Here is a 13,269-nt window from a genome sequence, read left to right on the forward strand (position 1 = left end):
ATTGCAATCAGCGGCGAATGGCAAGCCGCGCGGCAAGCCAGCTGACGACGATAAAGCCAAAGTCGACGAGCATCCAACTGCGCAGGTTTTCCGTTTCAGACAGGCTGAACGGTGTCGTGGCAAGGGCCAGACCGCTGAGCGAATCCGGCACAGACACGATCAGGATGGCGGTGACATTGTTTATCATGTGCAGCGCAATCGCCGGTCCCAGCGTTCCGGCCCGCGCCGTTATGTCCGCAGCCATGACACCGAAACCAAAAGCCCAGACCGCGATGAGGGCCGCATTCGCCCCTGCCTGTGCCGGGACATAGTGGCCGATACCAAAGAGAATCGCCGGCACTACCATCCATACGAGCGGAGAGCGGAACCGCGCCGCGAGCGACTGCTGGATATAGCCGCGAAACAGGATTTCCTCGCTTGCGACCTGTGTCAGCACCGCCAGCAGCGAAATCGGCAACAGCGCCAGCCAAATACCAACCGGCAGGTTGGACTCCAGCGGTTCGCCCATGTCATAGGGCGGCAGGATCATCACCAGAATGCCAAGCATGACGACCAGCACCGCAACCCGCAGGAATTGCCGGATCGCCAGTGGCAGCGGCCCGATCATCGACAGGGGCGATCTTTGCTGCACCAGCCGGGCCGCGACGAAAATGCCAAGGATCACGAAACCAAAGCTGAACAGCAGCAAAAGCAGGGTCAGTGGCGTGTTGCCTTCACCGTTGGCGGGATTGAGCAACTCGCGCTGGAAGTCCGGCGAGACCACGCCAAGAACGGTCCGCATCGCGAACCCTGCGAAAAACGTGACAAAGCCCGCGACGATCAAACCTAGCAAAAGCCGCCAGATCTGCGGTTTTTCGCGGGCCGTTGCGACGAGGTTCTCGTGCGGGCGATAGGCGCCTTCAGGCATCCGCATGTCCGCCGTAGCTCTTGGTGCTGAAGCTGGTCATCGATGACATCTGGTCGTTGTCGAGGTTTTGCGCACGCAGGCGACTGGCGGCAGAACTCAGGTGCCCACCCATGGTTTCAAGCAATTGTACCGCCACCGACGGATCCGTTTCGATGACCGTGCGGAATTCCTCGGCCCCGATCCGCAGAAACATGCTTGGCTCCGTCGCGACGAGATCCGTCTGGCGCACCTGTCCAGTTATCACCGACAGGTCGCCGATGAGACGCCCGGGATTGATCACAGTAAGCGGCGGTGTATCCGCATCCCCATGGGGCCAGCGCAATTCGGCCTGACCGGACAGGCAGAGATAGGCGGCATCGGGTTTCTCGCCGGTAGAAAAGACAACCTGCTCGGTGTCAGCCTCGTACCACTTGGCCGAAAAGGCCAGCAGCCGCAGGTTGCGCGGGCTGAGTTTTGCAAAGAGTTCGGTTTTGGCAAGCGCCCTGATCTTGCGCTGAAGATCGGCCGTTGCCTTTTCCGACATCTTTTTCTGGCCCGAGCAATCGGTCCCGGCGACCCTACCATCCACGATCTCGACGAAAAAGTCATACTCGCCCGGGTTCTCGAACCGGTCTTCGAGAAACAGGATGGTGGTATTAGGCAGAAGATCGCGCAGCTTGGCTCTTGTCTGCGCCCGGCTTTCGGAATCGTGGCTCGCCAGCGCGTGATCCATCAACAGGATATCCGGACGTTTGATGGCAGCGCGGGTAAAGGCCGATCGTTCCTGAAGCAGGGTCGGCAGGTTCGCACCGCCCAGCCCGATGTGCATGTCGTAGATGATCGCCGCGGCGCGTTTGCGCATGTCATGCTCACTCATCACTTCGGCCACCACCTCTTCGACGGCATCGGCCTTGGCCCCTGCCATGATCGAGACCCTGCCAAAGATCGCGTTCTCGATGACCGTCAGTCTTTGCATATAGGTGTCGGCCCGGATCGGTTCAAAGAGATCGCTGACGTAATTGCGCAACTCGTCGACCTTGGCGCGACGGATTTCGAGGATTTCCTGCTTGTACTGATCGGGAAAGCTCGGGCCGATCTGCTCGGCCGTGAGCAGGAAGGGAACAGTCAGCATCAGCGCCCTTTCCTCGGCCGACAGAGCACCATTGCCCCGTGCAGCGCGCTTTATCGCGATGTCATTCAGGCGCGCGTAGACTTCGTCGCTGATGCCAAGACGGCGGAATAGCGGGTGATCGGTGCCGTCGAGTCCGAAGGTCTGGCGCAGAGTCTCGATAACCGCCTGCGCGACATTCAAAGCTTCGCCGTCGAGCCTTTCTTCTCGCAGCATTTCGACGAAACGCGGATTTCGCGCCAGTTTCTCCGGCGGGATGTCCTGTGTTGGCGTCGCAAAGAACAGGTTGCCGCCCAGCGGCATCGCCGGGTTAAACGCATCCGGGTCGAACCGGTAGACAACGTCGCTTAGCCCTCTGGCCCGCAGCCTTTCGGCGATTTCGGGGCGCAGGGCCACGATATCCGCTGCGAGATTCTTGTGAATCTCGGGATCGAAGGTGGTGCGCAGGGTGCGGCGGAACATCTGCTCATCAATCCCCATTGCCTCGAGCAACTGGAACCACCAGTCCCGGATTTCGGTCGCGTTCGAAAGCCCGGCCAAATCGGGATCGATCCACTTCACATCAAGCGGATCGGTGCTGTTCCCCGACCGCTGTGCTTCGCTCAGCTTGCGGTCTTTGCCCTGCGGATCCCATATCACCGACTGCGGTTTGATCCGAAGCGGCATCAACAGGTTATCGGCCAGCGTACCCTCGAAAATGTAAGGCCGTGAATGTGCATAACCGATACGCGTCGCGATGATCGACTGGTGCAGAGACTCGAGCGGATAGCCGGACACGGTGATCCAGCCACGGGTTGGCGTGATCTCGCGGGTCAGAAGCCGGGCTATGGCAGCCCTCTCGTTTTCTCCGGTACTTTGGATTGCGACACGACCGCCGGCAGGGATTGTTAGGCTCACGTCTTCGAGCACGGCATTACCGTCTTCGTCCTGAACCGAGACCTTGTGGAATTCTATATCGCCGTTCAGATGCGGAATCATGTCCGGCTCACCGTCGAAGAGCTCGGGGGCGATCATGTTTTTCGGGGCAAAGCGTTCTGTCACGACCTTCCAGCGCAGCGACATATCCTGAACCTGGTTATAATAGGTCAAAAGCTCTTTCCACGGCGCGCTCAGATCCTTGTAGGCCGCAAGACCAGCCACCAGGGCGCCGACGGTAATATCGCCCTGAATCGCTAGATAACCACCTACGGAATAAAAGAAAAACGGCGTGAGATGCCCGATCATGTTGTTCAGGAACTTCATAAAGAATTTCTTTTGGTAGATCTGAAAGCGGATATCGAACAACCGCCCCAGCCGGTCGGTGAACTGGGCAAGCCGATAACGCCAGCCGCCATTCGCGCGCAGGTCACTGATCCCGGCGGCGGTTTCGCCGATCTCGGAACTGAAGGCGCGGATTTCCTGAATCCGGTCCTTGTTCAGCAGGTTGATCTGACGTTGCAGGCGCGGGATCAGCCATGCCTGAAGCGGGATCAGCGCGACAGAAGCAAGGCCGAACCAGATGCTCTGGGCAAACAGGAAGATCAGGATCGTCATCATCTGGCCGAACTGAAAGGCAGGCTGTGCGACCGCGTCGCCCATCAGCCCGCCCATCGGTTCCGCCTCGGAGGTGATCATCGACACCAGTTCGCCCTGACTGGTGGTGCGGAAATATGGCACCGGAAAGCGCATCATGCGCGAAATCAGCTGGTATCGCAGCCGCCGCAGCATCCGTTCGGACAAGACACCTTTCATGGTGTTGATGCGCATCTTCATCATGCCGCTCAAAAGGACGGCGGCAAGGAAGGCAAAACAGAGCAACAGCAGGTATTCGACCTGCGTCATGGTCAGACCGAAGGCCTCGACTGTGCCGCTGGGTGCGCCGATTGCATCGTTGATGATCCGCTTGGGCAGTTCCAGCGAGGCATAAAGGAAGGGAAAGGAAACCAGCGTGAAAAACAGCAGGAGTATCTGCTGGCGCTTGGAATGCTTCCAGATGAAAGAAAACAGGGTACGGTCCATGCCCGTCCTTCCGTTCGTGCCGAGGGTGTGCCGAAAATGCCGAAATAAAATTTCTGCAGCAGGCACGTAAGGCTAATCATTGCAGGTTTGAAAACAAGGTGCATTGATGCACAGATCGCTAGATACTTGTAGAGAGCGAAACAGCGCTTTATTGCGGAATTGCAACGAATCCGGGGAGCAAAGCCATGCTGAATCGACCTTTTGACAAGTCGAAACTACCCAGCCGCCATGTAACCGAAGGACCGGAGCGCGCGCCGCACCGATCCTACATGTATGCGATGGGCGTTAGCGATACCGAAATTCACCAGCCGCTGGTTGGCGTTGCAACCTGCTGGAACGAGGCCGCGCCCTGTAACATCGCGCTGAACCGACAGGCCCAGTCGGTCAAGATGGGCGTAAAGGCTGCCGCCGGAACGCCGCGCGAATTCACCACGATCACCGTCACCGATGGCATCGCGATGGGCCATGAGGGCATGCGCTCCTCTCTCGCCTCGCGTGAGGCGATTGCCGACACGGTTGAACTGACCATGCGGGGCCATTGCTATGACGCGCTTGTCGGTCTGGCCGGGTGCGACAAATCTTTGCCCGGCATGATGATGGCGATGGTACGTCTGAACGTGCCGTCGGTGTTCATCTATGGCGGGTCGATCCTGCCGGGCAAGGCGCCGGTGGGTGCCGACGTCCCTGAAGATTTCGCAAGCCGTGATCTGACGGTGCAGGACATGTTCGAGGCGGTGGGCCGCCACCAGAACGGCACCCTTTCGGACGCAGCGCTGGATGTGCTTGAACGCGTTGCCTGCCCCTCTGCCGGGGCCTGTGGCGGTCAGTTTACCGCGAACACGATGGCCTGCGTATCCGAGGCGATCGGGCTGGCGCTGTTCAATTCTTCTGGCATGCCCGCGCCTTATGAATCCCGTGACCAGTATGGCGAGGCTTCTGGTCAGGCGGTCATGAACCTGCTGGAAAAGAACATCCGCGCCCGGGACGTCGTAACGCGCCAATCCCTTGAAAACGCGGCCCGCGTGGTTGCCTGCACCGGCGGCTCGACCAATGGCGGATTGCACCTGCCCGCCATCGCCCATGAGGCCGGCATTGATTTCGACCTCATGGATGTCTGCGATATTTTTCGCGACACGCCTTATTTCGTGAACCTCAAGCCGGGCGGCGACTACGTTGCCAAGGATCTATACGAGGCCGGTGGCGTGCCTGTCGTGCTCAAGGAATTGCGCAAGGCCGGGTTGATCCACGAGGACTGCATGACCGCCAGCGGCCGCAGCATTGGCGAAGAACTCGACCGTGTAACCCGCGAGGCCGACGGCAAGGTGATCCATCCGGTCGCAACGCCGATCACCAAGACCGGCGGCGTTGTCGGGCTCAGGGGCAACCTTGCTCCCGAAGGCGCCATCGTAAAGGTCGCGGGCATCGCGGCCGAAGATCAGGTCTTCACTGGCCCGGCGCATGTCTTTGAATGCGAGGAAGAGGCTTTCGAGGCCGTGCAAAAGCGCGACTACACCGAGGGCGAAGTCATCGTTATCCGCAACGAAGGCCCCGCAGGCGGCCCCGGCATGCGCGAAATGCTCGCCACCACGGCGGCCTTGTCCGGACAGGGTATGGGAAAGAAGATCGCACTGATCACCGATGGTCGGTTCTCGGGCGCGACCCGCGGCTTCTGCGTCGGACATGTCGGCCCCGAGGCTGCCCATGGCGGGCCCATCGCGCTTGTCCGCAACGGCGACATGATCACCATCGACGCCGTTAAAGGTGAAATATCGGTCGATCTGAGCGACGAGGAACTGGCGCAACGCAAGGCAGACTGGAAAGGCCCGCGTGAAACGATCTATGCCTCGGGCGCGTTGTGGAAATATGCCCAGCTGGTCGGCGCGACCCACAAAGGCGCTGTCACCCATCCGGGCGGCAAGGCGGAGAAACATGTCTACATGGATCTATAAAGCCTGTTCGGCGATCTTCGCCGCACTACTCGTGACCGGTTGCGATCAGGCGACCGGGCTGCCCTTCGCGTCCGGAATGAACGAGCCCGCGGAATCCTCCGGTCATGCGCGAATGGCGAAGGTCGAACTTGCCGATGGCAATGTCATCCTCACAGCACCTGATGGCTATTGCATTGACCGACGCACCGTTCGCCGCCTTGGGCGCACCGGTTTCGCGATGTTGGCCCGCTGCGATACCGTCGGCGTCCGGGGCTATTTCAACGGCTACGATCTTGCGATCATAACCGTGACGACCGCCGCTCATGGCAAGGGCGCCCCCGCCCCGACCCGGCATGACCTTGCACGCGCGGCAGATACCTCGCGGGTGCTGGATAACCACAAGCGCGACGGGCTGGCCCTGGTACGCTTAAGCGACAAGTACCCCCCGCTAGATGGCGTCAGCCCGGTCCACTGGCGCGGTGCGTTTGTGCTGAACGATCACCTGGTCAGTATCGGCCTTTACGCGCCCGATGGCAGCGAAGCACTTGGGAAACCGGGGGCAGGGATCGTTACCGACCTTGTCAGCCGAACCCGTAAATCCAGCCTGCCGCGCACCGTTGCCAATTCGCGCACGCCCAGCCCTAACGAAACTGAGTCAAATTAGACGCAAATTCCCGGCGATATGGGCTAGCGGGCGCAATTGTCGGTTCCCCTGAACTTTCCGCTTTTGTTAGATGGCCCAACGGTTTCACTTGGAAAGAATGCCGCGGGCCCGCGGCAGGGAGAACGATGAGCGGGATACTCGACCGGCTGTTCCAGAAACGGGTCCTGAGACGCTGGCGGCGTGCGGCGCGCGCCGCATCCGAGACGCCGCTTCCCGTCCTGCGCGAACAACGCGGCTATGCCCGCCAACTTCGCGCGCAGATCAGCCAGTTGATCCACGTGGCCGATGGGAGGCTTGCGCTGCCGCACATCGGGTCCACATCCTTCCCGCGACCGCATGGCACCGACTGGTCATGGCGGCCTGACCTATGGCGCGGTCCTCTGGCCAAGTCGGGCGTGGCCGCGATGCCAAGCAAGACCGCGCTCGGCGAAGAGGTCACGCTGTTCCACGACTGCCCCCTCTCGGAGTTGAGCCTGCGCCAGGTACGCAATACCCGCGAAGGCGACCTTGCTCCCTTTGGGCTGCGGATGGACGTGTTTCACTTTGACGGCACGTTCCTATCCTTGGTGATCGACATGCCGCCGGCACTCGCCAAGGGCCTGACGAAATCGCATCTCGTCCGGATGGATGCGATCATCGAGACCGAGAACCCGATCGACATCTTCGCAAGACTCAACATTCGCCACGGTCCGAATACCGAGCAACTGGTGCGGGAACTGCCAAAACAGGACAAGTCGGTCATGGTCGAGTTCGACCTTGCCTACGGCAAGATCAACGAGAACCGGATCGAGAAGATCTGGCTTGACCTGATCCTTGACGAACCGGCGATGAACCAGATTGTGCTGAAAGACCTGACCTTTGCCCGGTATCGCCGTGCAGCCATTTAGGAGAATGGGATGAGTGAACAGCCCCTGACCAAGATCCGAATGCGCGACGGCATTTGGGAGGGCGAATTGGCCGCCCCGCATGATGTGACGCCGCAGTTGCATGTTACGTACCGCGACCGGCCACTGACCGGCGTGCAGGTCAGTAAGTCGGGAACCAAAGACACCTGGGCTGTGCAGATCCCGATTCCGATGGAAGCGGTGGCCGACGGGGTTCATTGCTTTGTCATCACCGACAAGATCGAAGGCACCAAGCTTGGCGATTTCGCGTTCATCGCGGGCGATATCGGGGCAGCGGATCTGCGTGGACAGGTTGAACTGCTGCGGGCCGAGCTGGATATGCTCAAGCGGGCCTTTCGCCACCATTGTCGCGAAACCTCGTAAGGCGACCCGTCATCGGATGACCGACCGATGTCGGTTATTTGAGCGCTTTTACTGCGTAAAGGCAGCGTTCCATAGCGGGATACGCGCCTCGTCCCGGTTGGTATAGCTAGCAAGCGCTTCGTGAACACCAAGGTCCGGGTCCAGCTTTCCACATCGGCCCAAGGCGGCGATCTGTTCGGTAAACCAAGCGGTTACACCACCTTCGGGAGTGTCCGCGAAACGTGGGAAAACCGGGTCATTGCCTGCCTCTTGCCAGTGCAGCGGCAGATCGGGATCAAGCACGAGGGCGCGGGCCATTCCCACCACGTCTGCGGCCCCGCTTTCCAGCACGTGCAGCGCCTGAGCGCGGGTCTTGATGCCGCCGGTCAGCATGATCGGGATAGCCGTGGCCTGCTTGGCGCGGCGCGAAAACTCGATGAAATAGGGCTGCCCCGGCTTGGCGTCCGATGCAGAAGCAGCGCCCGGAAAATAGGTGCCACCGCTGATGTCGATCAGGTCGACGCTGGTTGTGTCGAGCGTTGAGACAATCCGGATAGACTCTGCCTCGGTCAGGCCGCCCTGCAACTGGTCGGTGGCGTTCAGCTTGACCGCAATCGGGAAATCCGGCCCGACCGCATGCCGCGTTGCCGTGATCGTATCCATCAGCAGCCGCATGCGGTTTTCCAGCACACCTCCCCAATTATCGGTGCGCTTGTTGAACAGCGGCGAGAGAAACTGGCTGAGCAGAAAGCCATGCGCCGCATGGATCTGCACCCCGCCAAAGCCCATATCGCGGGCCAGTCGCGCGGTCGCGGCAAAGGCCTCCGGCAGGGCGAGGATTTCATCGACCGTCAGCGCCTCACACTGCACGCCGGGCAGATCCAGCGCGCTTGGTCCCACCGGTCGGGAAATGGGCGGATAGGCCATAGCACCAGCGTGACCGAGCTGCACAAACGGTACACAACCTGTACACCCCCCGTACATCGCGAGGTCACCAAACAGCGGTTTCGGGCTGTCGGCACTCAGAACGAGGTTTCCCGGCTTTTCGGCGGTATCCGGCCGCCCCTGCACTTCGCCGATGATCGTCGCGGCCACGCCGCCCTCGGCCCAGCGCTGGTAGAGACGCATCTGTTCCGCTGTTGGATTGCCCTGCCCGTCGCCGAGGGAATCCGACATCGCCGATTTCACGATCCGGTTCCTGAGCACGGTTCCGCAGGGCAGTTCGAGCGGATCGAAAAGCGAAGGAGGGGACATGCGGCATTCCTTGTTGTCGTGCAGAGTTTCGATCCCGACACAAACAAGACGGCCAGCACATCACAACCTCTGGCCAGTCAGGAAGGTACCTCAAACGAAAACGGGCGGCCAAGGCCGCCCGATTCCTGAACTTTTACACAAGGTCATTCCTTGTGTTCGATGGCCGAAAGACCCTTGAGAATATCGATCGCATAAGCGAGCTGGTAATCCTCTTCGCGCAGCTTTGCCGATGCTTCGGCCTTGGCGCGGTCTTCCTCGATCTGGCGGATCTCATCCTCGGACAGGCTGTCGTTGTTCAGACGGCCGCGCAAGTCGGCTTCGGAGCGCGAGCGGTTCACTGCGCTTTTGGGTTCGTCCTCTTCCTCGGTTTCGGGTGCCCGGCGCGGCTGTTCCACGACGATGTCGGGGGAGACGCCCAGCGCCTGAATCGAGCGACCCGACGGCGTGTAATAGCGGGCCGTGGTCAGGCGCATCGCACCGTCGCCGCGCAGGGGCATGACCGTCTGCACCGAGCCCTTGCCGAAGGATTTCGTGCCGACAACGATGGCCCGGCGGTGATCCTGCAGCGCGCCCGCGACGATTTCCGACGCCGATGCCGAACCGCCGTTGATCAGAACGACAATCGGTTTGCCCTCGGCCAAGTCGCCGGGCGTCGCGTTGAAGCGCTCGCCGTCTTCGGGGTTGCGGCCACGTGTGCTGACGATTTCCCCAGATTCAAGGAAGGAATCCGACACGTTGATCGCCTGATTCAGCAGGCCGCCGGGGTTGTTGCGCAGATCGAGCACGAAGCCGTTCACATTCTCCATGCCACCGGCCAGTTCGATCTGTTCCTTCATGCCCGCTTCAAGATTGGGCGTGGTCTGATCGTTGAAGGTCGTGACACGCAGCACGACGGTCTGACCTTCGGTGCGGGTGCGCACGGCGGTCAGCTTGATCGTATCGCGGATGATCGAGACGTCAAAGGGTTCGTCTTCGCCTTCCCGAACCACGGTGATGATGATTTCCGACCCAACTGGGCCGCGCATCATCTCGACCGCCTTGTCGAGCGTCAGGCCAAGAACGGATTCGCCATCCACATGGGTGATGAAGTCGCCCGATTCGATGCCTGCATCGTCAGCAGGCGTGCCGTCGATCGGCGAGACGACCTTGACGAAACCTTCTTCCTGCGTGACCTCGATACCGAGACCACCGAATTCGCCACGGGTCTGGACCCGCATCGCGGTGGCGTCCTCGGGCGAGAGATAGCTGGAATGCGGGTCAAGTGAGGTCAGCATCCCGTTGATCGCCGCTTCGATCAGTTCGGATTCATCGACCTTTTCCACGTATTGCGCACGGATCCGTTCGAAAATGTCTCCGAACAGGTCAAGCTGCTCGTAAACATTTGCATTCCGGGAATTTTCTTGAGCAACCAGCGGACCGGCGACCTGCGTTGTGGCGATGATACCTGCCAATGTGCCGCCAAGAGCGGCCATCACGAATTTCTTCATGCGTTGTTATCCATCCTTGTCCGTTCGGAACCAATCTTCGGGGTCCACCGGGCTTCCGCCCTCTCTTACTTCAATGTAGAGCGTTTCTGAACGATCAGTGCCAGAGCCTTCACTGCTTAGTGAAAGGATTGTGCCCAGATTTGGTGTCGTTCCGCCCATGATCCCTACTGGCGTTCCTGCCGGGATGACTTGCCCGGTGTCGCCATATACCTCATCCAGTCCGGATAACACAAACAACGTCTCTGCCTGCGGCTCCAGAATGACCACATTACCCAGATCGAGTAACGGTCCACGGTAGCGAATTGTCGCGGAAACAGGCGAAACGACAAGCGCGCGGGGCCGAGTGGCGACGATTATGCCGTCGCGGTGGATTCCGGCCGCGTCGGCGTCGCCCGCGCGATGGAGGATCACGCCCTGTACAGGCAGGTCGATATCCCCTTTCTGCTCGCTAATGTCGATATCGGTATCCTCGATCTCTTCGACGCCGATCAGGCTGAGACCGCTGGCAAAGCCGCCGAGGGTCTCGGTCGAGGAAATCAGGATTGCCGTTCGCACCGGATCTTCGGTGAAACGGGTTGGCAGGTCGGTCCGGTCGGCGATGGCCTGGCTGAGTTCGGCGCGGGCCTTCTGGATGCCGGCAAGCCCCTGCTCCATCTTGTCGAGCGCGCTTTGTTGCAAGAGACGGAGGGTCTGGACCTCTTCGAGATCGCTGCGCAATTCCTGCGCCTTACGGGCAAGGCCTGGGGTGACATCGGCCAGCATCATGCCGGAACGCGCGCTGCCGACGGGACCTGAGGGATGCAGCATCAGCACCGGTGGTGGCGAAATTTCGATGGTCTGGATGACACCGAGAAGCTGGGCGATTTCGCCGTCGCGCGCCTCGAGCCGCCGCGTCAGGGTCGCTTCGCGGGTGGCTACCTGCCGCAAACCTTCGCGCATCGCGCCAAGCCCGGCCTCGAAGGCGCGGACGGTTTCGGTAAGCGCGCGCACCCGGTCGCGGGCCTCGACCGCCTCTTGCAGGGCGATGGATGCCTGTTCCAACTGCTGCGCGGCTTCGCGGGCATCGGCGGCAGGGTCGCCCTGCGCCTGAGCGAATCCGGCCAGCAGCAGCGCCGTTACCAGAGCGACAACGCGTTTCATCCCAGCAGGCTTTTCCCGGTCATTTCCGACGGTTTTTCCAGGCCCATCAGTTCAAGCAACGTGGGCGCGAGATCGGCGAGCCTCCCCTTGGAGAGCGTCGCCCCATCGGGTCCGCCAACCAGCGCCACCGGCACGGGATTGAGCGTATGTGCGGTATGGGGGCCGCCGGTGTCCGGATCGACCATCACCTCGCAATTGCCGTGGTCGGCGGTGACGATCATCGCGCCGCCTGCTTTTTTCAACGCCTCGAGCACGCGGCCCAGTCCCTGATCGACGGCCTCGCAGGCGCGGATGGCGGCCTGAAGATCGCCAGTATGGCCGACCATGTCCGGGTTGGCATAGTTGGTGACGATCAGGTCATACCCGGCCTCTATGGCCTCGACGAACTTGTCGGTGACCTCATGCGCCGACATCTCTGGCTGCAGGTCGTAGGTGGCAACATTCGGGGATTTGGGCATGAAGCGGTCTTCGCCGGTCTCGGCGGTTTCCTCGCCGCCGTTCAGGAAAAATGTCACGTGCGGATATTTCTCGGTCTCAGCGAGGCGGAACTGGCGCAAGCGCTTGCTGGCAACCCATTCGCCGAGCGTATTGACGATTTTGGCCTTGGGATAGGCAACGGTCATGTACTGGTTATGCTTGTCGGAATATTCGACCATCCCAAGCAGACCCGCCAGTTCGGGGCGGGCGCCGGTCTCGAACGCGTCAAAATCCGGCTGACCGATCGCGGCAAGGATTTCGCGGGCGCGGTCGGCGCGGAAGTTGAGGCAGAAGAAACCGTCACCGGTCGAGAGACCCGCATAATCGCCGATGATCGTCGGGGCGATGAATTCATCGGTTTCACCGCGACCGTAAGCTGCGGAGACCGCCTCGGCTGCAGTGGTGGCGGCCTCGCCCTTGCCATGGATCATCGCCTCGTAAGCGCGGGACACGCGGTCCCAGCGATTGTCGCGATCCATCGCGAAATAGCGCCCAATCACCGTGACGACATGCGCGTTGGCGGGCAGTTTGCCCTGCAGTTCGTCGATAAAACCGTCCGCCGATTTCGGGGCGACATCGCGCCCGTCGGTGATGGCGTGGATTGCCACCGGCACGCCTGCATCGGTGATGGCCTTGGCAGCGGCGACCATGTGGTCGAGATGACCGTGCACGCCGCCATCGGAAACGACACCCATCAGATGCGCGGTCCCCCCGCTTTCTTTAAGACCGGCGATGAACGCTTGAAGCGCGGCGTTTTCAAAGAAACTGCCATCTTCGATGGCAAGGTCGATCTGGCCGAGATCCATCGCCACCACGCGTCCGGCACCGATATTGGTGTGACCGACTTCAGAGTTGCCCATCTGCCCGGTCGGCAGGCCCACGTCAGGACCAAAGGTGGTCAGCGTCGCGTGCGGTCCTTGCATGATCGCATCAAAATTGGGCGTTCGAGCAAGATAGGCCGCATTGGCTTCGGTCTGCTCCGAAAGTCCCCAGCCGTCGAGAATGCACAGGACAACGGGTTTCACGGCATTCATAGATTGGCTCCGTTTGCAGTTTCGT

10 protein-coding genes are annotated in these 13,269 nt (G+C 60.8%); 4 read left to right on the top strand and 6 right to left on the bottom strand.

The window, feature by feature from the left end; genetic code table 11:
- Positions 1 to 7 precede the first annotated feature (7 nt).
- Positions 8 to 913, bottom strand: a complete 906-nt coding sequence (locus tag MF268_RS16360; protein ID WP_337926810.1) for a CPBP family intramembrane glutamic endopeptidase — start codon at positions 911 to 913, stop codon at positions 8 to 10.
- Complete coding sequence (locus MF268_RS16365) at positions 900 to 4,013, bottom strand: ABC transporter transmembrane domain-containing protein (RefSeq protein WP_238371944.1); 3,114 nt, start codon at positions 4,011 to 4,013, stop codon at positions 900 to 902. The genes MF268_RS16360 and MF268_RS16365 overlap by 14 nt, the downstream gene beginning before the upstream one ends.
- A gap of 185 nt (positions 4,014 to 4,198) precedes the next feature.
- On the opposite strand from MF268_RS16365, the gene ilvD reads away from it, so the two are divergent.
- The 4 genes from ilvD (at position 4,199) to MF268_RS16385 (ending at position 7,873) form a co-directional block, all read left to right on the top strand.
- Entirely contained in the window at positions 4,199 to 5,962 is a 1,764-nt protein-coding gene (gene ilvD, locus MF268_RS16370) for a dihydroxy-acid dehydratase (RefSeq protein ID WP_238371945.1), read from the top strand.
- A complete protein-coding gene (locus MF268_RS16375; RefSeq protein WP_238371946.1) occupies positions 5,943 to 6,605 on the top strand; it encodes a hypothetical protein in 663 nt (220 codons plus the stop codon). The genes ilvD and MF268_RS16375 overlap by 20 nt, the downstream gene beginning before the upstream one ends.
- A 125-nt stretch (positions 6,606 to 6,730) precedes the next feature.
- Positions 6,731 to 7,492 (top strand): DUF6478 family protein, encoded by a 762-nt coding sequence (locus MF268_RS16380; protein WP_238371947.1) that lies wholly within the window; start codon positions 6,731 to 6,733, stop codon positions 7,490 to 7,492.
- A 9-nt stretch (positions 7,493 to 7,501) separates the two neighbouring features.
- Positions 7,502 to 7,873, top strand: coding sequence for a hypothetical protein (locus MF268_RS16385; protein WP_238371948.1), 372 nt, complete (start codon positions 7,502 to 7,504; stop codon positions 7,871 to 7,873).
- 48 nt (positions 7,874 to 7,921) lie between these two features.
- Here the strand turns inward: MF268_RS16385 and MF268_RS16390 are convergent, their stop codons facing one another.
- The 4 genes from MF268_RS16390 to gpmI form a co-directional block, all read right to left on the bottom strand.
- On the bottom strand, positions 7,922 to 9,106 hold the full coding sequence (locus MF268_RS16390) for an oxidoreductase (RefSeq protein ID WP_238371949.1): 1,185 nt from the start codon (positions 9,104 to 9,106) through the stop codon (positions 7,922 to 7,924).
- A 143-nt stretch (positions 9,107 to 9,249) separates the two neighbouring features.
- Complete coding sequence (locus tag MF268_RS16395) at positions 9,250 to 10,593, bottom strand: S41 family peptidase (RefSeq protein WP_238371950.1); 1,344 nt, start codon at positions 10,591 to 10,593, stop codon at positions 9,250 to 9,252.
- A 6-nt stretch (positions 10,594 to 10,599) separates the two neighbouring features.
- A complete protein-coding gene (locus MF268_RS16400) occupies positions 10,600 to 11,733 on the bottom strand; it encodes a murein hydrolase activator EnvC family protein (RefSeq protein WP_238371951.1) in 1,134 nt (377 codons plus the stop codon).
- On the bottom strand, positions 11,730 to 13,244 hold the full coding sequence (gene gpmI, locus MF268_RS16405) for a 2,3-bisphosphoglycerate-independent phosphoglycerate mutase (RefSeq protein WP_238371952.1): 1,515 nt from the start codon (positions 13,242 to 13,244) through the stop codon (positions 11,730 to 11,732). Before gpmI ends, MF268_RS16400 begins: the two co-directional genes overlap by 4 nt.
- Between the last annotated feature and the right edge of the window lie 25 nt (positions 13,245 to 13,269).

The organism is Heliomarina baculiformis, assembly GCF_019966545.1.
Taxonomy (GTDB): domain Bacteria; phylum Pseudomonadota; class Alphaproteobacteria; order Rhodobacterales; family Rhodobacteraceae; genus Heliomarina; species Heliomarina baculiformis.